Raw genomic sequence first — 23,651 nt, 5'->3', positions numbered from 1 at the left:
ATTTTTAAGCTTAATAATGACTAAGGGGCCTACGTTTGTGATTCGCATAATTGATATCATCCTATCGGTAGTAGGACTTCTAATTTTGAGCCCACTATTATTAGTTATTGTAATTATTGGTTTTTTTGATACTGGGTCACCAATTTTCAAACAAACCAGAGTTGGCAGGCATAAAAAAAAGTTTACTCTGTTGAAGTTTAGAACAATGAGTGTAGAAGCTCCATCTGTAGCAAGCCACCTGGTTCAATCTAGCTTAATAACGCCTTTCGGTGCCTTTTTGCGTAAAACTAAGCTGGATGAGGTTCCTCAGCTTATTAACGTTCTGCAAGGTAATATGAGCATTGTTGGACCACGCCCTTGTCTGTTTAATCAAGAGGAGCTAATTAGTGAGCGCGACCAGCTTGCTGTGTTTGATTATCGCCCGGGTATTACAGGTTTAGGACAAATTAAAGGAGTAGATATGTCTACGCCTAAAAAGCTTGCGGAAATTGATGCTAGAATGCTTTCAAGTTTAAATGTTAGGACTTACTTTAAATATATAACATTTACGCTCCTAGGTAAGGGGCAGGGTGATAGGGTAATAAGTGACTGAATCAATTAGCGTAAAAGTATTGGCTTTTCCAATATATAAAGGCGAGATTGTATGAGAAATTTTATAGAGTTAATATTTGACAAGGCCTTTACTTTAGAACGCTCAACCAAAAAATCTATCCTTTTTTTTCTAGATGTTCTTTTGATATCTATTTCATACTACCTCTCTGTTGGCTTATCAAGAAATAACATTATATTTAATGTTGGTATTTTAGATATTTCACACTATGCCATCGTACTGTCCGGTTCGATCATCTTGTTATATATTTTTAACTTATACCGGGAAGTGACGCGTTTCGTTAGTCTGAATGTCTTAGTAACTACGGCAACAAGCTCTCTGCTGGCAGGTATTCTATGTTTTGTCAGCGGCTTAGTCTTATCCACCGCCTATGCCGGCTTGGCAACATCAATCATTTTTTCTCTCTTGCTATGTACTACCTTGGGTGGACTCAGGCTGATAATTACCTCTTATTTCAGTAGTCGACTTAATACAAATAAAAAGCATGTTCTTATTTATGGTGCGGGCTCTGCAGGTCGACAACTGGCAACATCCTTAATGAGTGGTGGGGAGTATTTCCCCATGGCCTTCATCGATGATGATAAAAGCTTGGAGGGTGCCTCAATACAAGGTATTAAGATCTATAATTCTTCAAAACTAAAAGAGCTGGTTTCAGAGAAGAGTATAGACAGGGTATTACTGGCTGTCCCAAGTATTTCTAGGGCCGAGAGGAAAAGTATAATCAATAAAGTTGAAAAAGCCGGAGTTGCAGTTCAGACCATTCCGGGAATGACTGATATTGTTTCTGGGAAAATGAAGATTGATGAATTCCAGAATGTTGATATTGAAGACTTATTAGGAAGGGATCCTGTTCCTCCAGTTCAGGAGTTACTTGAAAAAGACATACGAAATAACGTTGTCATGGTAACAGGTGCGGGAGGATCTATTGGAGCAGAGTTATGCCGTCAGATAGTAAACCTAAAGCCTTCGGTCTTAGTTTTATATGAGATATCAGAATATAATCTTTATGCAGTTGAGCAAGAACTTCGAATAATCTGTGATAGTAACTCTCTCGATAGTAAGGTAAAGCCAGTTCTAGGTTCCGTTTGTGACAGGTTTCGACTTCAGTCGGTAATGAACCATTTCGAAGTTGATACAATATATCACGCTGCTGCATACAAACATGTCCCTATGGTCGAGCTTAATGTTCTCGAAGGTATCAACAATAATATTTTTGGAACTTTAAATGCAGCAATGGCAGCAGTTGATGCTGGAGTAAAAAGTTTTGTACTGATATCGACAGACAAAGCTGTACGTCCAACAAACGTTATGGGTGCGACCAAGAGGGTGGCTGAATTAGTGCTTCAAGGATTAGGTTCGACGGAATCAAATATTCGCTTTTCTATTGTACGGTTTGGAAATGTCCTCGGATCATCAGGCTCAGTAGTTCCTTTATTTAAAAAGCAAATTAGGAATGGTGGTCCTCTGACTGTTACTCATCCCGATATAACTCGTTATTTTATGACTATACCCGAAGCTGCTCAGCTTGTTATTCAGGCGGGAGCAATGGCTAAAGGAGGGGATGTGTTTGTCCTGGATATGGGAGAGCCCGTGAAAATTGTTGAGCTTGCTGAGAAGCTTATATTGCTGATGGGGCTTGAATTAAAAAATAAAGAGAATCCCGATGGCGAAATCAGTATAAAGTATACTGGCTTAAGACCAGGTGAGAAACTCTTTGAGGAGCTTCTGGTTGGATCAAATGTGGAAGGTACGGTTCACCCTCGAATTATGACAGCCACAGAGCGTTATTTACCCTGGAAGGAGCTTGAGAATTATTTAAGTAAACTTAAAGAAGCCTACCTGCATAAGGATTATTCAGTAATCCGTGAAGTACTGAGAACTTTACCGACGGACTTCAGTCCTTCAGAGGAGTTCTCTGACCTGCTTTGTGAGGCAGCCCCTCGTTCAAATGAGAATGTTATAAGTATGACAAAACGCAGAGATACTTAGTCTCCATCGTCAATGTGTTAAAGTTCTAAACTATATATTTCTTATGAATTGCCAGATTTCATAAAATAAACATGAAATGATAACCCTTTAAAGTCGGCAATTAATAATGCTAATTTACTTTATTATCAGGTAGGACAATAGCTTTGCGATATAGGTTTTTATAGTTCGATAACTAAATAATTTTTGCTTGCAAGACGTAAAGGTTGTGGTAGAATTCCCGCACTCAAAATAGTCGCGTAGCTCAGTTGGTTAGAGCACCACCTTGACATGGTGGGGGTCGGTGGTTCGAATCCACTCGCGACTACCAGATTCAAAAGAATGCCGCTTTATGCGGCATTTTTTGTGTCTCAAGGTTATGGCTCGAACCACCGAGGTGGTTCCGAAAAAATCGTCGGGAACGATTTTTAACAGCGAAGCTGTTCCGAAGGGCGAGGGCAGGATAGCCCGAGTAATCCACTCGCAACCACTATAGAGTTTTGTTGCGCAAGAAGAGAGGGAATATTAGTTGCCTAGCTTGCCTACTACCAGATTTAAAAAGTGCCGCTTTTAGCGGCATTTTTTGTTTCTTGAGCCTGTATATTTCTGAGTTAAGTAAAAGCCCGTACTGAGCGGGCTTTTATTTATGTGATACAGATTATTTAGTTATCTTAAGTTGATAATAACCTGATCCATAGTAAGAGTAGACTCTAACCCTGTAGTACCCGGCACTGGCTTCGTAACTTATAGATTCTTCTGAACTGTAGGACTGAGATATCCCTACGAGTTCCCATCCATAGCCATTCCAACGCTCCAACCTCATATCAAAGTCAGAGTAACCAGGGCCCAACAGTTCAAGATCAATGGTGCCGCCTTCATAATAAAACCAGCTTCCGTTTGGCTGAATTTGTATTTCGCGGTGGTATAGGTATCCATAGTGGAAACTTTCCGTCCTCGGGTCTTCTTCTCCAACATTAAAATACGCGGTCACACCTAGAGCATTTATGTCTTTGATAGCTAAACCAGAGTCTGCTCCAGTGGACCAGGTCGAGTTAGTCCCACCGATTTCTTCACTGTTAGGGACAGTCAGCTCGAAAGAGCCTGTGTCGAATAAGTCTGTAGCATCACCTGAGTTGACCTTGTTTTCAGGGTCTCGACTACCATCCGCATGCTCAAGCTGAACGTAAGGAAGCCATTCGTTGTTATTATCACCATCCGGATCTATATGCCAGATAGCCAGGCCAGAGTCAGGCTGTAGCTCGTTTTGCCCACTTTGGTGGATATTTTCAATATAAAAAGCTTCTTCCTGACGAGCTGGGTTAGTCCAGCGATATAGTGAGTGGCTTTCAGAGGTATGGCTTAACTCTCCTTGTGGGGCGTCGGCGTTAAGTTCTGGATTAAGTTCAATAACAGTATCCCAACCTGCCAGGTAACGGAAAAAGCCGTTTGGAGGTACAGGATTTTTAATAGTGTCCGTGCCGACAGAGCCTAATCCCATTAAGTCAAAAGCGCCTGCTGAACCAAAAGATGAGCCATCGTAATCATATAAATCTGGCCAGCGTGCCAGTAAATGACCTGTTTCATGAGCAAAAACTCCAATTTTAAGCTCATTTCCCATATTTGAAATCTGGTAGCGGTCAGTACAGACATTATCCGCGCAGAAGGTTGGTTGTAGTCGACCCATATGTGGCCAAAGACCTCTGGACCATGCACTGTCTGTGGCACCAGAGTATAGAATGTTTAAGCCCATGATGTATCCGTTTGCGTCCGTTGTTAGTGTGGAAAAGTCGAATCCTTCTGTATTTTCAAGCCAACTTAACGCTTCTGTAATCAACTCACGAGACTTTATATGTGACTGATAGTCGTCGTCTGTGTAATACGACTTCTTATGTTCTGCTGTGTAATAACGGGTAACGGTATTGGTATAATCTAACTGTCCGCCTGATACCGACTGGAAGTATCCGCGAATGGAAGTGTCATTACCAAACTCATTGTAGTTCAGATCATTCAAGTAGTTATCCACCTGCGAACGAGAGAGCGTGGCAGGCTCATCTGGGAATTGGATGATAATGGTTAAGCCTCTTACGTTGCCCGAAGCAAGCGAAGCCCTTTGTTTAGCTTGCTGCATTGGTGTCAGTAAACTGACGCTTTGCTGCTCAGTTTCTGATCCCAGCTTCTGCTCCTGACTTTCAGTTGACTCTTCCTCTTTAGTATCTGTCGAAAGTCCTCGACGTCGGATATACCGATTGCCTAAAGTTTCAAAGTCGGCAGGCTGAACTAGTTCACCAGTCGATATAAGTTGAGTGCGTTCTTCATTAACCGTTGCGTAGACCATGCCTCCAACGGTTTCATCGTAAATGACCAGTTCACCAGTTACGGCATGTTGCTCTGCAAAATAGTCATCACCATTTGCGATGATAGTCACAACATCACCATTAGGCTGAGTATATTGATACTCATATTCGACATAGGGTCTGCTTGCTATTGCTACTTGAGTCCATATCAAGAAGCCTACCCCCAATAGCATTTTTCTCATCATTGTGATTTCCTGTTCCTAATTTTTATAAAATAGAACTATATTCCGGTTACTGCGGTATGACTAACTTAAGTGACGCAGGATGAATTAAGTGCGTATTAAATTCATAGTTAACCTGATTATACCGCGCTAGAGTATAACAAAACTGGGGGAAATATCACTTTTTGGTCAAAATTTGGTCAGCTGATAAGAGGAGCTTTATAACCAAAAGCTATTCACTGGTTTTATCTTTATATTCGCATAAATCTTCAATAATACATGAACCACAGCGTGGTTTTCGGGCAGTGCAGGTATAACGTCCATGAAGGATAAGCCAATGATGGGCGTCAAGGAGGAACTCCTTGGGTACAAATTTTAAGAGTGCTTCTTCGACCTTGCGGACCGTTTTGCCAGGAGCAATTTTAGTACGGTTTGAGACTCTAAAAATGTGAGTATCAACAGCCATAGCAGGTAATCTGAATGCGGTATTGAGGACAACGTTTGCTGTTTTTCGGCCAACGCCAGCCAGAGCCTCTAGTTCTTTTCGAGTATCAGGAACAACAGAGTTGTGCTTTTCGATGAGATCTTTACAGCAGGAAATGACATTTTTGGCTTTGCTGTTAAAAAGGCCAATAGTTTTTATATACTCTTTAAGCCCGTCTTCACCTAAGGCATAAATCTTTTCAGGAGTGTTAGCAACGGGAAAAAGTTTTCTTGTTGCCTTATTAACTCCAACATCTGTAGCCTGTGCAGACAAAATAACCGCTATCAGTAACTCAAATGTTGAGTTGTACTCAAGTTCAGTTTCAGGGTTTGGGTTATGCTCTCGTAGTCTTTCAAAAATTTCCTGTCGCTTAGCTTTATTCATTGGTAACAACTTCTCCACTGATATTCTGGTTATTCGTTCTATGTTTCACTTTTTCAGCTGCTCTGGAGTCTATAATGTTTTTCAGCGCAATCAAGATACCAAGAGCAACAAAAGCACCTGGAGGTAAAATAGCGAATAAGAATTTCGCATCCGTCAGGTAAAAAGATATCTCCAGTGAAGTTGCCCACCCCCCAAGAAGCTGCTCAGCACCAGAGAATAAGGTTCCCTGACCGATCATTTCGCGTAAAGCCCCAAGGGTACATAGTACGGCTGTAAAACCTAAACCTTGCATGATGCCGTCAAGTAAAGAAGGGAAGAATGTATTTTTAGAAGCAAAAGCCTCTGCGCGACCAATAATGGCGCAGTTTGTGACAATTAGCGGTATAAAGATCCCCAGACTGAGGTAGAGGTCGTAGGTAAATGCATGCATTAGAAGACCAATATTGGTCACAAAACTGGCGATCATCATCACAAAAATAGGAATACGAATATCCTTTGGGATGTAGTTTCTTACTAGTGAGACAGAAGCATTTGAGCCTGCCAATACAAGAAGCGTGGCAAGACCCAGTCCAAGGCCGTTAATAAAGGTATTGCTGACAGCCAGTAGTGGACAGAGGCCGAGCAACTGAACCAGAGCTGGGTTATTGTCCCATAAGCCATTTTTAATGATGGTTTTACTTTCTATATCACTCATGATTTGGCTCCAGCGTTTTCTGCTACGTCGCCTTCACCACAGTTAGTTGGAGATTGAAATAGCTCCTCTCGGTGCTCTTCAAAATAGAGAAGGGTTTGGCTGACCTGTTCTATGACTGCTCTTGGTGTAATAGTCGCTCCCGTAAAGGCATCGAATACGCCACCATCTTTCTTGACCTTCCATTGTTCCAGGGGAGGGTTATTCAGCGAAAGACCTTCAAATCCTAATATCCAATCGCTTTTCTTTACGTCAATTTTGTCACCGAGTCCCGGTGTTTCTTTGTGATCGGTTGCTCGGACACCAGCTAGAGTTCCATCGTTGTAAATTCCCACAACCAGGCTTATTTTACCGCTGTAGCCATTGGGGGCAATAGTCTCCATCACCAATGCCACAGGGCTTTGTTCCTTCCTCATTCGGTATACTTCCAGTGGAGAGCTGTTACCAAGGCTTGAACCAACAGGAATAAGTGTACAGTCGTGATGCACATCATTGTCATAAGCCGAAGCCGGAACCAGCTGGTCTAGGGTTCTTGCCAGCGCAGCCCTCATTTCATTATTGATAGTATCGCGGGTAATAAAGTAGGTTACTGCGATTAGACCAACACATACCCCTGCAAATGCGGCAAGTATTAGTCCATTCTTGCTAATGACTTTGGTTATCATCAGCTGGACTCCTTAGCATTTCTTGCATGGCCATAGGTTCTTGGTTTGGTGTAGTAATCGATCATTGGTACTGCCATATTCATTAGTAGAACGGCGAAAGCAATGGCGTCAGGGTATCCACCAAAGGTTCTAATTAAAACTGTAATGGCGCCAATCCCTAAACCAAAAATCCATCTGCCTTTGGGGGTGGTGGAAGCGGTCACAGGATCGGTGGCGATAAAAAATGCTCCCAGCATAGTGGCTCCAGCAAAGCCATGAAACATCGGGAATAGATATTCGTCACTATTAGCGAAAAATAGAGGTAGGGAGATGAGGCCCATTCCCAGCAAAACTCCAATGGGTATTTGCCAACCGATGACTTTTTTAAACATTAATACCAAACCACCGACTAAAAAACCAAGATTTACCCATTGCCATCCCACTCCTGATAACCCTTTAATAATGGGTGCCGTTTCGGCTTCCGGTAGGCGGTAGCCTTGTGCCAGTTGCGTCTTTATATGATCCAGCGGTGTTGCCATGGTATATCCATCGACACCCTGTTTAAGCATATCGATGGTTGCTGTATTAGAGCCTTGTCCAGAGAATATAATACCTACGGTTTCAACGACCCCAACCGGGTGAGCTGCTAATTCCTGAGGTGGTAGCCATGTGGTCATCTCCAGGGGGAATGAAATAAGTAGCAGAACATACCCAACCATTGCTGGATTAAAGATATTATTTCCCAGTCCACCATAAACATGCTTGGCAAAGACGATGGCAAAAGAGGTTCCCAGCACAGTCATCCACCACGGCAGCAGAGGAGGTAGGGCTAACGCCAGAAGCCATGCAGTTACGAATGCGCTTCCGTCCCATAGTATCGGTGCGACTGGGCGTTGACGAAGTTTTAAAATAATACTCTCTGTAATTAAAGCTGTGCTGCATGCAATAAAAAGGTTCACAATAACGCCGACACCAAAGAAAAATACAAGAGCGAAAACTCCCGGTAGCGTTGCTAGCACAACCCACAGCATAAGCTGGGTTACTGTATTTGGTTTCTTGGCAAAGGGTGATGATAGTACGCTCATTTTTCTTCCCCTGTGGCTGGTTTGTTATCGTCTTTATTTTCCTGAGCTTTTTTCTTTGCCTTGACTCGCTCTAAAGCGGCTTGAACCGCCGCTTTTTTTTCATCTTTTTTGCCTGCTTTTTGGGCTGCTTTTTTGCGAGCTTCTGCCGCTTTACGGTGTCGCTCCGCTTTCTCGCGTTTTACACGCTCCAGTCGCTCCTGACGCGCTTCATGTCGCTGGCGAGCTTTTTCAGCCTTAGTTTTTTCGATTCGGTTATTTTTTATACTTGATTTTGCGTAGCGGTAGTATTGAACAAGGGGAATATGACTTGGACAAACATAGGCGCAAGCTCCGCACTCAATACAGTCAAATAGATCGTACTCTTCCGCTTTATCAAACTCATCAGCTTGCGCGTGCCAATATAGCTGCTGAGGTAATAGAGATGCAGGACAGGCATCCATACAGGCTCCACATCGGATGCAGGGCAGGGTGGGGTTATCGAAGCCTAGCTCGCCCTCCGCCGACATGATAATACAGTTAGTTGCTTTAACAATGCCAACCTCAGTGCTGGGTAATTCATAACCCATCATAGGACCACCCATAATTATTCGTTTGGGTGATTCAGCATGGGTCTGATTGATGATATGTGATACCGGTGTACCAAAAGGCACCCAGTAATTTCCTGGCTCTTTACAAGCATCCCCTGTTAACGTGACTAACCTTTGAATTAAAGGCTTGCCCAAATAAAAGGTCTCATAGATTGCGAAACAGGTACCTACGTTATGCATCACCAGGCCAAGATCTGCGGGAAGCTTTCCATGAGGGACTTCCTTGCCAGTGATAATTTGAATGAGTTGCTTTTCGCCCCCACTAGGATACTTTGTAGGGACTACAGCAATCTTTATATTTGAAAAGCCGAGCTCTTTTCGAGCCGATACCAACGCATCAATTGCCGAGGGCTTATTGTCTTCAATACCGACAACAATATCGATATCAGAGTATAGCTTGCTAATAACTTCTGCGCCTTTCAGAACTTCTCTTGAGTGTTCCCGCAAAAGTCTGTCATCACACGTAATATAGGGTTCGCATTCCGCTGCGTTAATGATCAGAGTATGTATACCTGACTCACGCTTTAGCTTAATGTGAGCAGGGAATGAGGCTCCACCTAGTCCGACAATGCCACTTTCAAAAATAGTTGCTAACATTTCTTCCCGGCTCAACTGGTCAAAGTCTCTAACCGGAGTTAGCTGACACCATTTATCTTTACCGTCTGGCTGAATGATGATGCATTGATCACTCAGGCCAGAGGGATGAGCAATGGTGCGGTCTTCTATTGCTACGATAGTTCCTGATGTTGGTGCATGCTGGTAACTACTGAAAATACCATCACACTCAGCAATCATTTGACCTTTAAGCACTGTGTCCCCAACCTCGACTACAGGTATTGAGCGGTTGCCAGCCTGTCCTTTGATATTAATTATGAGCTCATCAGGTAGCGATAATGTTCTAATATCTGCTTGGTTAGAGCGGGTTTTATGTTCTTCAGGGTGAACTCCCCCCGGTATTTCAAAGATCGGTATTTCTGAGGCAAAGTTTGAGCGTTCCATCAATGAGCCTCCAACTGTTTGACCGGTATCATTTGCTCTGGTTGCTTCCATTTCCAGTTGGCAATGGTCTGTGGTAACTCAACCATATCAATACAGTCGACGGGGCAAGGCTCGACACAGAGATCACACCCGGTGCACTCATCAATGATGACGGTATGCATGAGTTTTGGAGCACCAAGTATCGCATCTACAGGACATGCCTGAATACACTTTGTGCAGCCGATGCACTCATCTTCACGAATGTAGGCCACACTAGGAGGCTTTTCTTCACCGCGCTCTTCGTCCAGCGGAATGACCTCTCTGCCTAATAATTCTGCTAAAGCTTTAACACCAGCTTCACCGCCGGGTGGGCACTTGTTGATTTCGTCGCCTTGGGCAATTGCTTCAGCATAGGGTTTACAGCCAGGATAACCGCATTGACCACACTGGGTTTGTGGCAAAATATCGTCAATCTGTTCGACGATAGGATCGCCTTCAACTTTAAACTTGATTGAAGCAAAGCCGAGAACTGCTCCAAAAACTAAGCCTAAAATTGCAAGAATAATGACTGCGGTTATTAAGTCCATAATAAGCCTACAGTTTAACCAGTCCGGAAAAGCCCATGAAGGCCAGCGACATCAAGCCAGCGGTTATCATGGCGATTGATGCGCCTTTAAAAGGAACCGGAACATCAGCTGCAGCCAGCCTCTCTCTCATGGCAGCGAATAGTATCAGTACCAATGAAAAGCCAACAGCTGCGCCAAAGCCATAAATAACCGACTCAATAAAGTTATGTTGCTCATTTACGTTTAGAAGAGCGACACCTAGAACTGCACAATTGGTTGTAATTAGTGGCAAGAAAATACCAAGCAAACGATATAAAATTGGACTGGTTTTATGAATGATCATTTCTGTTAATTGCACCATAACGGCAATAACAAGAATAAATGATAGAGTTTGTAAATACTCCATTCCCATGGGCGCTAATATGTAGGTATTTACGATATAACTCAATGCTGAGGCTAACGTTAATACAAAAGTTGTTGCCACAGACATACCAATGGCTGTCTCAAGTTTTCCGGATACGCCCATGAACGGACATAAGCCTAAAAACTTTACCAACACAAAGTTATTAACTAAAACAGTTCCAACAAAGAGCAGTAAATAATCGCCCATGAATAGTGTGTGCCTTAACGGTTTGTTTTCGTTAGACTTTTGTAAAATCTAAATAGGTCTCTTCAGTCCCTATATTATGCTAGATAGCTGGGGTTGAAACAACCTCATATAAACCGTAGCTTGCTTTATTCATTATCAATGATCCAAGTCATGCGCTATGCGTCACCTGATTTGCTAGCATTCATTTTATTTCATAAATGAATTCCCATGAACACAGCAAAGCTAATAAATAAACCGACTGTCTTTATACAGGAGATTGGTCAACAGATACTCCAGCCAAAGAACCTTGGGCAGCTTGTTACAACATTACCAAAGGGTGTCAATGTCAGGCTTATACAATGGGTATTAAATAATCGGTTACTGCCACAGTTAACAGGTCAGGAATTTAAATATTTAGAAGGCAGGCAACTGGCTATTGAAATCAAGGATGCCAGACTTATTGTGATCATTGGCTATTCATCATCTCGCCTTTGTTGTTACGACCTCCTCAATGGCACGAAAAATCAGGAATACAGATATGATGCTACACTGTCTATCGATACACTTTGTGCTATCGAACTAATGCAGCAGACCGTCGATCCTGATACTTTATTTTTTCAGAGAAAGCTGAGCATAAGAGGGGATACGGAGCTGGCACATCATGTTAAAAATACTCTGGATACTTTACCGTCTGAAGTTATTCCAAATATTGTTCGTCAGATAATGTCAGTCTACGCTCGGACTTTAAAAGGTAGTTGAAGGTGTTAGCTGGTTAAGCTGGTGTATGCTTTTTTACTTTTTATGTCATCTTATTATTTCTAAGTAGCTTCGACCATTTCTAAACCAGCTAACTGGAACCAATAGCCGTTACAGTATTCTCGTCTACTTTTTTCGTTATCATGAGGTTCGAACCCTGCCTTTTTATTGTTATTTCTAATTGCCTGAGTTAGGCAGTTCACAACCTCAATGGTATCGGGAGGAGATACCGGTACTATTCGCGCTATATCAATACCGTTTTGCTCGAGGTTTTGCCAGTGATTAAGCAGGTTGCTGACTTTCGCTGACTGGGTCTGTATGCCGTTGATTTGAGCAAAACTATCACCTTCACGAGTATTGACTAAAATGCCTTCTATATCTTCGGAGCACTTAAACTGGCAATTATCTTTCGGAAGGTTATGATGTCTCGCGGTAAAGCAACGCGCTGAATAGGCCAACGGCATTCTTCCGAACACTTGATACTCCAGTTCAATGCCTAACTCTTTTGCCTTCGGTGTGACTGGAGCGATATCTTCCCGTCCTAGCTCGACAGGAATATTCCAACGGTTCATTCCCAGACTATGGAGTCTTTTTAAAGTTTGGCTGTTGTAGATATTAATTGGATTGCCCGCGGCAAAGGAGCGTTTAAAAGTGTTTGCAATCTGAATAGCCGACATGTCGTTGGCTTCGATAGGCAGTTCACTCTTTTTGACCAGGTTGCGTAGGTAGCTTAACTCTGACTCTGCTTCCATAAGTGACAAAGTAGAAAGGTATACTTCTTTGCCAGCACTAGAAAGATTGTCGGCAACGTAAAGCCAGTCCTGTAGTTTCATGCTACGACGTTTCGAGCAGACGGTTTCCCCAAGGTAAACGATATCAATCTCGGTTTGGGCAACTTCCGCATAAAAGTTTTGATATTCTTCCTTACTCCAGTAGTAAGGAACTGAGGCAAGAGAGGTCTTCATTACTATTACCTTTATTATTGCCAGCTGCGCTCGTAAGCGCCAATGGTGGTTTGCCTCCCTTCAGATAAGCTGGAAAGTTTATTACGATCAGCCTCTGTTGTGTTTACTGCTTTTCCGTTTGCAGCATCAATTGCCCGTCGCCAGATATCCGTCACAGTGGCGACATAGGCAGGACTACGTTGTCTACCTTCAATTTTAATTGCCGCTACTCCCGCTGAGGAAAGTTCGGGTAAGATATCCATGGTATTCAGGCTTGTTGGTTCTTCCAAGGCATACTCAACGTTTCCTTCAATCTCGAATCGACCTTTGCATAAGGTTGGGTAACCGGCATTTTCATGGGGCTCATATTGATCAATCAGTAAATTATTAAGTCGAGACTGTAATACACCGTCCTTTTCATCCCAGCGCACATGGGATGAAGGTGAGCAGACACCTTGAGTGTTCGGCGATTCACCTGTCATATAGGAAGATAGGTAGCACCGACCCTCGGCCATAATGCATAAACTACCAAAGCCAAATACTTCTATCTCAACCGGGGATTTTTTTGCTAACTGAGTGACTTGAGCCAGCGACAGAACTCTAGGTAGCACTGCTCGACGTATATCAAAATTCTGATAATAAAAGTTTAGAGATTCCAGGTTAGTAGCTGATGCCTGAACCGAGAGGTGAATGGGGAAAGTGTCTGACTTCTGTCGTATATAGTCCATCACCCCACAGTCAGCGACAATCAGGCTGTCGATTCCGAGATCCATTGCTTGATCAACTGCTTGCGTCCACAGCCTCCATTTGTCTTGCCGTGGGTAGGTATTGATGGCGCAGTAAACTTTACATTGATTGTTATGGGCATAGTCAATGGCTTGAGTGATATCTTTCACAGCAAAATTTAAGCCTGCGAAATGTCGGGCGTTGGTTTCATTTCTCATTCCGATATAAACAGCATTAGCACCATTATCGACAGCTTTTTTTAGGGACTGGAAATTACCAGCAGGGCATACAAGATCCATATTAATTTTCTACCTTTTCTCTCAGGCGATGCTGAAGCATGATGCTCGCTTTAAAAATTGCTTTATAAATAGAACCAATTTCAGCCGAGTTGTATAAGGATTTATTATGTTTGTGTAAGCGGTTCAAAATTTCCTGCTCACGGTTAGGATCAAAAGCCTCTTGTCTTTCTGCTTGTTTAATTTTGTTTATTTTATCAATCTCAGTGGAACGTTTAGCTATAATTTCCAGTAGCTTAAGATCAAGTTTATCAATCTGTTGGCGGATAGCTTCAAGCTTTTGCATGACTTTGGTTCGGTTTATTTTGAAGTTGTATATTTTAAGATGACTAGCTTTAAGAACCATTGATGTGAATCAATTTGAAATTCATCAGGTGCATCTTTTACTAAACGCTAATGACGGGTAGACTGTCTCCATACTTTAAGAACAACCAACTAATTTATGAAATTACTATCAAGTATTATTGCTAGTTCTATCTTTGTTTTGGGCACTTTTATTTATAGCGTGGAAGCTAAAGAAGGCCCAGCCATCATAGATTATGAAAGTATTCATCATCCAGTCGTGGCAAAACACGGCATGGTCGCCTCTCAGCAGCATATAGCCAGCGATGTGGGCGTCAATATTTTGAAGCGGGGTGGTAATGCCGTAGATGCAGCCGTGGCTACCGGTTTAGCTCTGGCCGTGGTGCTTCCGCGTGCTGGCAACCTGGGTGGTGGCGGTTTTATGCTTGTTCACCTCAAGGAACAAGGTAAGACCATAGCCATTGATTATCGTGAAGTAGCTCCTATAGCTGCTCATCGCAACTTGTTTTTGGATAGTGATGGCAATGTTGATAAACAGAAAGCCCGTTTTAGTCGTTTATCGGCTGGAGTACCGGGAACTGTAGCGGGTTTATATTTAGCTCAACAACAGTACGGCACTATGGACTGGGCTGAGGTTATACAGCCAGCGATACAGCTAGCTGAGGAAGGCTTTGTGGTCAACTGGGACCTGGCTAACCAGCTTGAACGCCGCAGTAGCTATATGAAAAAAATTCCAGCTACAGCTAAGGTTTTCTTCAAAGAGGGAGGAGATCCCTATGAAACGGGCGACCTCCTGAAGCAAAAAGACCTGGCGACCACGTTAAAACTTCTACAGAAAGAAGGAGCTAAGGCTTTCTATCAGGGTAAAATCGCCAAGCTTATCGTTGCAGATATGAAAAAGAATGGTGGCATTATCACTACCGAAGACCTGGCCAATTATAAACCTGTGATTCGTAAGCCATTAACAGGTCAGTATCGAGACCATACGGTTGTCACCATGCCACCAGCAAGCTCTGGAGGAGTTCATCTAATACAAATGCTAAATGTATTGGAGCATTTTCCTGTAGCCGACTTAGGTGTTAACACAGCAGACAGTATTAACGTTATGTCTGAAGCTATGAAGTATGCTTATGCCGATAGAAGTAAGCATCTGGGCGATACCAACTTTTATGATGTTCCGCTTGATTGGTTGATGAGTAAAAAATACGCCGAAACAATTGCTAAAAAAGTAACTATTGGAGAAATCACTCCGTCGACTGAAATAAATGCAGGAACGGCACCAAAGTATGAAAGCCCTGATACAACTCATTTTTCGGTAGTAGACCAGTGGGGCAACGCTGTTTCTAATACTTATACACTGAACTTCTCCTATGGCTCTGGCATTGTTGCTGAAGGCACTGGGATTTTATTGAATAATGAAATGGATGACTTTTCAGCAAAACCGGGAACGCCTAATGCTTATGGACTGATTGGTGGTGAGGCTAATGCTATCGAGGCTGGTAAACGTCCGCTTAGCTCGATGACACCAGCCATGGTGTTCAAAGATGGTCAACTTAAGCTGGTTACTGGCAGCCCAGGCGGTAGTCGTATCATCACTACCGTATTACAAATGGTTGTTAACTTTGTCGACCATGGTATGAACGTAGCTGAGGCCACACATACTCCAAGATTTCATCATCAGTGGTTACCGGATCGAGTTTTCGTCGAACCCGCGATTAACAAGGATACTCGCGAATTACTTAAACAAAGAGGCTATGAACTTTACGACTCAAGGACCATGGGCAGTACTCAGTCAATCCAGATAGAAGATTATATTTATGGCAGTTCGGATCCAAGACGACCAAATGCTAAAGCAGCGGGGTATTAAGAAATTTTTCTTATTATAAAGGGCATAGCTCTTTTAGAGTTATGCCCTTGCTCAGTTAATATTTTCTAAACATCATCACCGATGGTTGGCTCTATGGGTTTCTTCTCAGAACTCCTCTCTGAGACCTTAGGCTCTTCTTGAGTTGATTCCTTTTGCTCTACTCTTCGGTTCTCTTTTTGCTTTGCAGGCGCACCCTCTTTATTGCCCTTGCGCAAATAACATATCAGTAACCATACTGCCGTACCGAATAAAAACAATATTCCCCAAATCATGGCGATGAACTGAATATCGCTGAAAAATTGTTCCTTGTTCCCATCGAATAACTCAACCATAGTATTAAGTATTAGGGGAGAGTAAGTTTCAACATCCTCGGCAGGATGACCAAAGCACAAGGCTCCAGCAAGTACTATCGAAGTTAAAAGCCACTTTAATAGGAAGTGCTGTTTTCTGAAGCTAAACCAGACAAGACCTGCCAACAGAAGGGTTAGCCCAATATATAGGCCCCATGCCTCACCGTAGTTTTCAAAAGTTGTAATGACAGTTTCAGCCTCAAGCTTCATCGGTTCTGTAGAGTCATTAATCATGCTTATTTAGCTCTTATTTATGAAATTAGGGTGTGAGTGAGACAGGGTATTAAAGTAATATCCTGTCTATATTTGTGGTTCGGTTATTTTACACGCATGCCTGGTTGCGCACCTTCGTCTGGATTCATAATCCATAGGTCTTTACCGCCCGGGCCAGCGGCCAATACCATGCCCTCTGAAAGGCCAAAGCGCATTTTACGCGGAGCCAGGTTGGCCACCATTACGGTGAGCTTGCCTTCAAGGTCTTCCGGGTTATAGGCAGACTTAATGCCCGCAAATACCTGCTTGGTTACGCCCTGACCTAAGTCCAGCTGAAGCTTCAGTAGTTTGTCAGCACCCTCAACGTGCTCAGCCTTGGCAATTTTCGCAATACGAAGGTCGATTTTATCGAAGTCACCGAATTGAATTTCATCTTTAATTGGATCGTCAAGTTGTGGTTCGTCTAAGCTCTTTTCATCGAGCTGGACTTCTGCCTCTAAATCTTCTTTTGAATCTTCAATCATGGCTTCGACCTGTTTCATGTCGATGCGCTGCATCATGGGTTTAAACTTATTGATTTCATAATCTGTTAGTACTTCCTGTGACGCAGACCAGTCAAGGTTATCCAGTTTCAGGAAATCCTGAACTTTGCCTGCCAATTGTGGTAATACAGGAGCAAGATACGTTGTTAATACTTTGAACATATTGATGCCCAGGCTGCACACCTGATGAGCACGTTCTTTGGTATCGTCATTTTTCACCAGTTTCCATGGCTCTTCATTGGCAATGTAAGCATTCGCTTTATCAGCCAGTGCCATGATCTGCTTTACGGCGCGACCGAATTCACGATTTTCGTAATGCTGCGCGAGTTCTTCAGAAGCACTGCTGAACTCGTTCATTAATTCAGGTTCTATCACTGTATCGCTCAGCTTGCCATCGAACTGTTTAGTGATAAAGCCCGAGCAGCGACTGGCGATATTAACCAGCTTACCGACTAAATCGGAGTTAACGCGTTGTACAAAATCTTCCAGGTTTAAATCGAAGTCATCAATACGGCTGGATAATTTCGCTGCATAATAATAACGCAGAAATTCAGGACGGAAGTGTTCCAGGTAAGTTCTAGCCTTAATGAACGTCCCTTTGGATTTTGACATTTTGTTGCCATTCACCGTGACAAAACCGTGTGCCCATACCGCACTAGGAGTACGGTAGCCTGCGCCACTTAGAACTGATGGCCAGAACAGGGTATGGAAATAGATAATGTCTTTACCGATAAAGTGGTATACCTCGGCATCACTATCCTTGCTCCAGAAGTCATCAAAGTTTAGATCATCGCGTTTATCGCATAGGTTTTTGAAGCTGGCCATGTAGCCAATGGGGGCGTCGAGCCAGACATAAAAGTATTTACCTTCTTCGCCAGGAATCTCCCAGCCAAAGTAAGGCGCGTCACGTGAGATATCCCATTGACGTAAATCGTCCAGCCATTCGTTCATTTTATTCTGAACTTCCGACTGTACGTGGTTATCTGTGCTTAGCCAGTCGCGTAGAAAGCCTTCAAATTCTTTGAGGTCAAAGAAGAAGTGTTCTGATTCTTTTAGTACAGGTGTCGCACCGGAAACTGCCGACTTAGGATTTTTTAATTCTGCTGGTGTGTAAGTCGCACCACAATTATCGCAGTTATCGCCATACTGATCCTCGGAATCACACTTCGGGCAGGTACCTTTAACGAAGCGATCCGGTAGGAACATATTCTTTTCAGGATCATACAGCTGATTAATCGTTTTTGAGCTGATATGGCCATTCTCTTTAAGCTTCAGGTAAATACCTTGAGTAAGCTCTTTAGACTCTTCGCTGTGTGTACTGTAGAAGTTGTCGAAACCAATTAAAGCGTCAGCAAAGTCTTTTTCGTGTGCTGCGTGACTTTCCTGAATAAAGGCTTCAGGAGTCTTACCTTCTTTCTGTGCACGAAGCATGACTGGCGTACCGTGAGTATCATCGGCGCAGACATAAATACATTGGTGACCACGAGATTTCTGAAAACGTACCCAGATGTCGGTTTGTACGTACTCCAGCAGGTGGCCAATATGAATATCACCATTGGCATATGGAAGTGCACTGGTGACTAAGATTTTACGTTGCTTGTTTTGGTTTTCTGCAGTCATGAACGGTTCTTCGATAGCTTTTGTCTAATGTCAGAGTTATAGCGGTGAATCTTACTTGTTTTAGCTGGATTTTTCATTAACTAATTCATGTTAAACCTTGGTTTTATGCCGTAAAAGACTTAGACTTTGGGCACTTAAATAAAATATTGTTTAACGGAATTTATGGCAACTGAACAGCAAATCCGCGAAAACCTATCTCAATACCGCGATCCTCTGCTAAAAGAAGACTTAGTTGAAGCTAAGGCACTGAAAAATATAGAACTATCTGACGGTGAAGCACGGATTTCTATAAAGCTTGGTTTCCCCCTGGGTCAATACAAACAGCAACTTGAGCAGGATTTAACGGATTTTCTTACAAAGCTTGATGATTCTCTGTCGTACAAGCTGGACATCAGCTGGCGCGTAGATGCTCATGTTCATCCGGCTAAAGTACAGGCGATGCCCAATGTTAAGAACATTATTGCAGTAGCTTCCGGTAAGGGTGGGGTCGGTAAGTCGACCACTTCGGTGAATCTGGCGCTGGCTTTAAGTGCTTTAGGAGCGAACGTGGGCATCCTGGATGCCGATATTTACGGCCCCAGTATGCCTATCATGCTAGGAACGCAGGGTAAAAATCCGGAAACACTGGATAAGAAATCAATTATGCCGATTGAGAGTCTTGGTCTTCAGTCGATGTCGATTGGCTATCTGGTCAAGCCTGAGCAGGCTATGGTATGGCGTGGTCCGATGGCGAGTGGGGCGCTGCAACAATTGATTAACGATACCCAGTGGAAGGATCTGGACTATTTAATTATCGATTTGCCGCCTGGTACTGGAGATATTCAACTGACCATGGCACAAAAGATTCCGGTTACAGCTTCAGTAGTTGTAACAACTCCACAGGATATTGCTCTGGCCGATGCCAGAAAAGCCGTCACCATGTTCAATAAAGTTTCCGTTCCGGTGCTGGGTGTGGTAGAAAATATGGCAACCCATACCTGTTCGAACTGTGGTCACGAAGAGCATATTTTCGGCCAGGGTGGTGGTGATGCTTTGGCTAAAGAAATTGGTGTCGAGCTGTTAGGTAGCTTACCCCTGTCGCTGAATATTCGTGAACAGACGGATGCCGGCGAGCCAACAGTGGTGAAAGAGCCTGAGTCGGAAGTAACTCAACGATATCTTGATATTGCGCAACGCATGGCAGCCAAACTGTCGTTAGAATCGAAGGATTTTAAGGTGAGCTTCCCGTCTATATCGATAGAGAATACATAGCAAAATGGCCTTTTTGCCCTATAACTTTGTCAGCTTTCCGTACTCAAGCAGTCATGTATTTCATATACACTCCTGCTCTCCATGCGTCGCTTTCGTGTTCTAGGGCAAAAATTTACATTTTGGTGCAATGAATTGTAGGAATATAAAATTAAAAATAGAGTAATTACATTATGAGCATAAAATCAGATAAGTGGATCCGTCGCATGGCGGAAAATGAGGGGATGATAGATCCTTATGAGCCGGGACAGGTTCGTCATGTCAATGATCAAAAGATAGTTTCTTACGGTACCTCAAGCTATGGCTATGATGTACGCTGTTCGGATCATTTCAAAATTTTCACCAATGTCCATTCGAGTGTCGTTGATCCGAAAAACTTCGACGAAAACAGCTTTGTTGATGTTAAGAGCGATGTTTGTATTATTCCTCCGAACTCTTTCGCTTTGGCCAGTACCGTTGAGTATTTCCGCATCCCTCGAAGTGTGTTGACTGTCTGTTTGGGCAAATCGACTTATGCTCGATGCGGAATCATTGTAAACGTTACGCCGTTAGAACCAGAATGGGAAGGGCACGTAACGTTGGAGTTCTCCAACACCACACCGCTTCCAGCAAAGATCTACGCTAACGAAGGTGTTGCTCAGATGTTGTTCTATGAGTCAGATGAAATCTGCGAAACGTCTTATAAAGACCGTGGCGGTAAGTACCAGGGGCAGCGCGGAGTGACTTTGCCTAAGACTTAATACCTCAAGTAGGAAGCTGGTATTAGACCAGCTTCCAGCTTTTTAATGACGTGTATACACTTTCAGTATAGGGTATTTACTGATATGAAAGCTCAAGGTTAGCGTTTTAACTTCCTTTCCTTTAAAGCCAATCCTTTTTTCGTGAGCAACCCGGCGTGAGCCATTTGCATAAAGTGCCATTATCTGTTCGTTAGAAAATATACGATTTCCTGTAGAGGTGTTCTCAAGAGTTACCACGACCTTGCGCTCCCCATATTCATTGCTCATGGTGACATAGTTGAGAATTTCGAAGTCACTTTCTTCGGGCTGGATATTGTCGTCATTCGGAAAGTGGAAGTCTATTCCTTGAGTCGTCACCTTATCGACTGATAGCGCATCTCTGTCCTCGTTGCCTGCATAAGCCACACTAGCGATAAGCATAGAGATAACTATTACGACAACTTTATTCATAAAAACTCCTTTTAGCTCAATTAATTACCAGTCCACAGCAATCAGTTTTGCCTGCTCTTCACCTTCTTTGATTCGCTGTACCTGCATAGGCAGCATGTTATGCTCCAGAGAGAACCAAAAGTTGGTCTGACGGTCACGCTTTGACTCGTTCAGCTGAACTTTAGCGGTTTCTACAGGGCCTTTGCCTGTCTGGATTACTTCTTGCCCCAGCACTTTGAATTCATGGTGGCGGATACTGCCACGATAGCTGATATCGATCGCGGGAATAGGCTTCTGCGTGAGCAAGTGTTCTCTAATGATGAGCATTTGTGTCAGCTGATCTAAATAGCCGGGCTGAAGTGCCTGAGTCCATTTATCATCCTGATAAGTGCCTTGCTCAATCATATTGTCCCAGTCAAAATTCTGTACGATATTTCGATCAGATCTCAGGCTAGTCTCTGCCAGACGCTGATAAACCAGAGGGAGTACTTGATTACCTTTTACTTCAAAGCGACTGGTTTCTTTGCGTTCATCGGACAGGAAGTAATAACTGATGTCAGATGACATGGCGATTTGCCATTGGCCATTACTTAACTCAGTTAATTTTCGGTAAGCCGTACCAACATCGTCACCATCGTGCACGACTTTATATTTAATGGAGTAGGGCTTTAGTGCGGTAAGAGTTGTATCAGTGGCTTTTGCTGAGGTTGTCGTCAGGGTCGCTACAATGCCTGCAATAAGGGCAAATAGACTAAAGCGTTTGGCCGTCGAAGAGGGCTTTGCCGTTTTTGTATTGAAGGCGTTTGCTGCAGAACCATGCGACAACTTCTGGATAGAGTTGGTGTTCTTTCTGGCGAACTTTTGATTGTAGAGATTCTTCTGTATCACTGTCTTCCACCTTAACTTTTCGTTGAGCGATCACTGGGCCACCGTCTAGCTCGGCGGTCACAAAGTGCACGCTGACTCCATGTTCCTTGTCGCCATTCTCTAACGCTCGCCTATGTGTATGCAAGCCTTTATATTTTGGCAATAAGGATGGGTGTATATTCAGCATCTTACCTTCGTATGGCTGAACGAACTCTGAATTTAGAATTCTCATAAATCCAGCCAGAACGATAAGATCAGGGGAATAGTGATTGATGGATTTGCTTAGCTCTGCTTCAAAAGCCTGACGATCATCAAACTTACGGTGATCTACGACCAAAGAAGGTATGCCAGCTTTGTCAGCTCTTTCTAAGCCCTGGACATCAGGATTATTACTGATGACAGCAACAATTTCGCCGTTAATGGCTCCCATTTCTGCAGCATCAATTAATGCTTGCAGATTGGAGCCACTTCCTGAGATAAGTGCAACGATTCGAGCCGGACTCGACTCTATAGACGTATTTGCCAAAGCTGAGCCTTTCAGTGATTACAGTACAACAGATTCTTCGTCTTCAGCTCTCGCTTCAACATGCCCAACGGTATATACCGTTTCGCCCATCATTTCCAGCATGTCTTTTGCGCGTTCCGCATCATCTTTACCGACAACTAATACCATACCAATACCACAGTTGAAGGTGCGGTACATTTCCAGACGGTCAACGTTACCTTCCTGTTGTAACCACTGGAATACTTTAGGCATACTCCAGGCGTTGGTGTTAATGACCGCTTTTGCATGCTTTGGAAGAACCCGAGGAAGGTTTTCTTGCAAGCCGCCACCCGTAATATGTGAAAGTGCTTTAACTTCCACTTCTTTAAACAACCTAAGTAGAGGCTTTACGTAAATTCTTGTTGGCTCAAGCAGTGTCTCTCCCAAGGTTCTACCTTCGTCAAATTCAGCGTTAATGTCCGAGTCACTAACTTCTAGGATTTTGCGAATGAGCGAATAACCGTTAGAGTGAGGGCCGCTGGAAGCTAAGCCTAGTAATACATCACCAGATTTTACTTTGCCACCGTCGATGATTTTCTTTTTATCGACAATACCGACACAGAAACCAGCAAGGTCATAGTCGTCGCCTTCATACATGCCTGGCATTTCAGCTGTTTCGCCTCCGATTAAAGAGCAGCCTGATTGCGTACAGCCATGTGCTATACCGGTAACCACATCTGCAGCTACATCAACGTCCAGTTTTCCTGTGGCGTAGTAATCAAGGAAGAACAAAGGCTCGGCACCTTGTACTATCAGATCATTCACACACATGGCTACCAGGTCGATACCCACGGTATCGTGCTTATTTAAATCCAATGCCAGACGAAGCTTAGTACCCACTCCATCTGTCCCAGCGACCAGGGCAGGCTCTTCGTAGCCACGAGGAAGGTCAAACAAAGCGCCAAAACCACCAATGTTACCCAATACTTCCGGGCGGTGAGTTTTCTTACATACGTCTTTGATACGGCCAACTAATGCGTTGCCCGCATCAATATCAACCCCGGCGTCTTTATAACTTAGTGACTTTTTGTCGCTCATTGAAAATCCTAAAACTAGTGGCTTTAATCTAAAGGGGCAATTTTACTAGAAGCGAGCCATGATAGAAAGC

General features: G+C 43.4%; 23 protein-coding genes and 1 tRNA gene. 7 read left to right on the top strand and 17 right to left on the bottom strand.

Annotated features, from left to right (window positions below; translation table 11 throughout):
* The first annotated feature begins 16 nt into the window (after window positions 1-16).
* From KS2013_RS07255 to KS2013_RS07245, 3 genes are all read left to right on the top strand, one after another.
* A complete protein-coding gene (locus KS2013_RS07255; RefSeq protein ID WP_083217810.1) occupies window positions 17-592 on the top strand; it encodes a sugar transferase in 576 nt (191 codons plus the stop codon).
* A gap of 51 nt (window positions 593-643) precedes the next feature.
* Window positions 644-2,599, top strand: coding sequence for a polysaccharide biosynthesis protein (locus KS2013_RS07250; protein WP_068991846.1), 1,956 nt, complete (start codon window positions 644-646; stop codon window positions 2,597-2,599).
* A gap of 230 nt (window positions 2,600-2,829) precedes the next feature.
* A tRNA-Val gene (locus KS2013_RS07245) sits at window positions 2,830-2,906 on the top strand.
* Window positions 2,907-3,233: 327 nt separating this feature from the next.
* Here the strand turns inward: KS2013_RS07245 and KS2013_RS07240 are convergent.
* The 8 genes from KS2013_RS07240 to rsxA all read right to left on the bottom strand — a co-directional run bounded on the left by KS2013_RS07240 (window position 3,234) and on the right by rsxA (window position 11,119).
* Window positions 3,234-5,114 carry a M6 family metalloprotease domain-containing protein gene (locus tag KS2013_RS07240; RefSeq protein ID WP_068991844.1) on the bottom strand — a complete coding sequence of 627 codons (1,881 nt, stop codon included), beginning with the start codon at window positions 5,112-5,114 and terminating at the stop codon, window positions 3,234-3,236.
* 208 nt (window positions 5,115-5,322) lie between these two features.
* Window positions 5,323-5,958, bottom strand: a complete 636-nt coding sequence (gene nth, locus KS2013_RS07235; RefSeq protein WP_068991841.1) for an endonuclease III — start codon at window positions 5,956-5,958, stop codon at window positions 5,323-5,325.
* A complete protein-coding gene (locus KS2013_RS07230; protein WP_068991838.1) occupies window positions 5,951-6,652 on the bottom strand; it encodes an electron transport complex subunit E in 702 nt (233 codons plus the stop codon). The genes nth and KS2013_RS07230 overlap by 8 nt, the downstream gene beginning before the upstream one ends.
* The gene (gene rsxG, locus KS2013_RS07225) at window positions 6,649-7,314 is read right to left on the bottom strand and encodes an electron transport complex subunit RsxG (RefSeq protein ID WP_083217809.1); all 666 of its coding nucleotides are present in this window, start codon (window positions 7,312-7,314) and stop codon (window positions 6,649-6,651) included. The genes KS2013_RS07230 and rsxG overlap by 4 nt, the downstream gene beginning before the upstream one ends.
* On the bottom strand, window positions 7,314-8,378 hold the full coding sequence (gene rsxD, locus KS2013_RS07220; RefSeq protein WP_068991834.1) for an electron transport complex subunit RsxD: 1,065 nt from the start codon (window positions 8,376-8,378) through the stop codon (window positions 7,314-7,316). The genes rsxG and rsxD overlap by 1 nt, the downstream gene beginning before the upstream one ends.
* Window positions 8,375-10,015 carry an electron transport complex subunit RsxC gene (rsxC, locus tag KS2013_RS07215; protein WP_228703646.1) on the bottom strand — a complete coding sequence of 547 codons (1,641 nt, stop codon included), beginning with the start codon at window positions 10,013-10,015 and terminating at the stop codon, window positions 8,375-8,377. Before rsxC ends, rsxD begins: the two co-directional genes overlap by 4 nt.
* Complete coding sequence (gene rsxB / locus KS2013_RS07210) at window positions 9,964-10,530, bottom strand: electron transport complex subunit RsxB (protein ID WP_068991827.1); 567 nt, start codon at window positions 10,528-10,530, stop codon at window positions 9,964-9,966. The genes rsxC and rsxB overlap by 52 nt, the downstream gene beginning before the upstream one ends.
* 7 nt (window positions 10,531-10,537) lie before the next feature.
* Window positions 10,538-11,119 (bottom strand): electron transport complex subunit RsxA, encoded by a 582-nt coding sequence (rsxA, locus tag KS2013_RS07205; RefSeq protein ID WP_068991825.1) that lies wholly within the window; start codon window positions 11,117-11,119, stop codon window positions 10,538-10,540.
* 207 nt (window positions 11,120-11,326) lie between these two features.
* On the opposite strand from rsxA, the gene ubiT reads away from it, so the two are divergent.
* A complete protein-coding gene (gene ubiT / locus KS2013_RS07200) occupies window positions 11,327-11,857 on the top strand; it encodes a ubiquinone anaerobic biosynthesis accessory factor UbiT (protein WP_068991823.1) in 531 nt (176 codons plus the stop codon).
* Window positions 11,858-11,916: 59 nt separating this feature from the next.
* On the opposite strand, the gene KS2013_RS07195 is transcribed toward ubiT, so the two are convergent.
* The 3 genes from KS2013_RS07195 to KS2013_RS07185 are packed head-to-tail and all read right to left on the bottom strand — an operon-like array spanning window position 11,917 to window position 14,106.
* Window positions 11,917-12,819 carry a U32 family peptidase gene (locus tag KS2013_RS07195; protein WP_068991820.1) on the bottom strand — a complete coding sequence of 301 codons (903 nt, stop codon included), beginning with the start codon at window positions 12,817-12,819 and terminating at the stop codon, window positions 11,917-11,919.
* 14 nt (window positions 12,820-12,833) lie between these two features.
* On the bottom strand, window positions 12,834-13,823 hold the full coding sequence (gene ubiU, locus KS2013_RS07190; RefSeq protein WP_068991817.1) for a ubiquinone anaerobic biosynthesis protein UbiU: 990 nt from the start codon (window positions 13,821-13,823) through the stop codon (window positions 12,834-12,836).
* Window position 13,824: 1 nt separating this feature from the next.
* Window positions 13,825-14,106, bottom strand: a complete 282-nt coding sequence (locus KS2013_RS07185) for a chorismate mutase (RefSeq protein WP_169816861.1) — start codon at window positions 14,104-14,106, stop codon at window positions 13,825-13,827.
* Window positions 14,107-14,262: 156 nt separating this feature from the next.
* Here KS2013_RS07185 and ggt point away from each other — a divergent pair, with 156 nt between their 5' ends.
* Window positions 14,263-15,990: a gamma-glutamyltransferase gene (ggt, locus tag KS2013_RS07180; protein ID WP_068991813.1), complete on the top strand. Its 1,728-nt coding sequence runs from the start codon at window positions 14,263-14,265 to the stop codon at window positions 15,988-15,990.
* A 65-nt stretch (window positions 15,991-16,055) separates the two neighbouring features.
* On the opposite strand, the gene KS2013_RS07175 is transcribed toward ggt, so the two are convergent.
* On the bottom strand, window positions 16,056-16,574 hold the full coding sequence (locus tag KS2013_RS07175; RefSeq protein ID WP_068991810.1) for a signal peptidase II: 519 nt from the start codon (window positions 16,572-16,574) through the stop codon (window positions 16,056-16,058).
* 83 nt (window positions 16,575-16,657) lie between these two features.
* Window positions 16,658-18,715, bottom strand: coding sequence for a methionine--tRNA ligase (gene metG, locus KS2013_RS07170; RefSeq protein ID WP_068991807.1), 2,058 nt, complete (start codon window positions 18,713-18,715; stop codon window positions 16,658-16,660).
* 162 nt (window positions 18,716-18,877) lie between these two features.
* On the opposite strand from metG, the gene apbC reads away from it, so the two are divergent.
* A complete protein-coding gene (gene apbC / locus KS2013_RS07165) occupies window positions 18,878-19,966 on the top strand; it encodes an iron-sulfur cluster carrier protein ApbC (protein WP_068991803.1) in 1,089 nt (362 codons plus the stop codon).
* Window positions 19,967-20,136: 170 nt separating this feature from the next.
* Window positions 20,137-20,703: a dCTP deaminase gene (gene dcd, locus KS2013_RS07160; protein ID WP_068991800.1), complete on the top strand. Its 567-nt coding sequence runs from the start codon at window positions 20,137-20,139 to the stop codon at window positions 20,701-20,703.
* Window positions 20,704-20,745: 42 nt separating this feature from the next.
* On the opposite strand, the gene KS2013_RS07155 is transcribed toward dcd, so the two are convergent.
* The 4 genes from KS2013_RS07155 to purM are packed head-to-tail and all read right to left on the bottom strand — an operon-like array spanning window position 20,746 to window position 23,581.
* Complete coding sequence (locus KS2013_RS07155) at window positions 20,746-21,153, bottom strand: hypothetical protein (RefSeq protein WP_068991799.1); 408 nt, start codon at window positions 21,151-21,153, stop codon at window positions 20,746-20,748.
* A 24-nt stretch (window positions 21,154-21,177) separates the two neighbouring features.
* Window positions 21,178-21,957, bottom strand: coding sequence for a DUF3108 domain-containing protein (locus KS2013_RS07150; protein WP_071890147.1), 780 nt, complete (start codon window positions 21,955-21,957; stop codon window positions 21,178-21,180).
* A complete protein-coding gene (purN, locus tag KS2013_RS07145; protein ID WP_228703645.1) occupies window positions 21,884-22,525 on the bottom strand; it encodes a phosphoribosylglycinamide formyltransferase in 642 nt (213 codons plus the stop codon). Before purN ends, KS2013_RS07150 begins: the two co-directional genes overlap by 74 nt.
* Before the next feature lie 18 nt (window positions 22,526-22,543).
* Window positions 22,544-23,581, bottom strand: a complete 1,038-nt coding sequence (gene purM, locus KS2013_RS07140) for a phosphoribosylformylglycinamidine cyclo-ligase (protein WP_068991791.1) — start codon at window positions 23,579-23,581, stop codon at window positions 22,544-22,546.
* Window positions 23,582-23,651 lie beyond the last annotated feature (70 nt).

The organism is Kangiella sediminilitoris, from assembly GCF_001708405.1.
Lineage (GTDB): Bacteria > Pseudomonadota > Gammaproteobacteria > Enterobacterales > Kangiellaceae > Kangiella > Kangiella sediminilitoris.
This window is presented reverse-complemented; position numbering and strand designations above follow the sequence as displayed.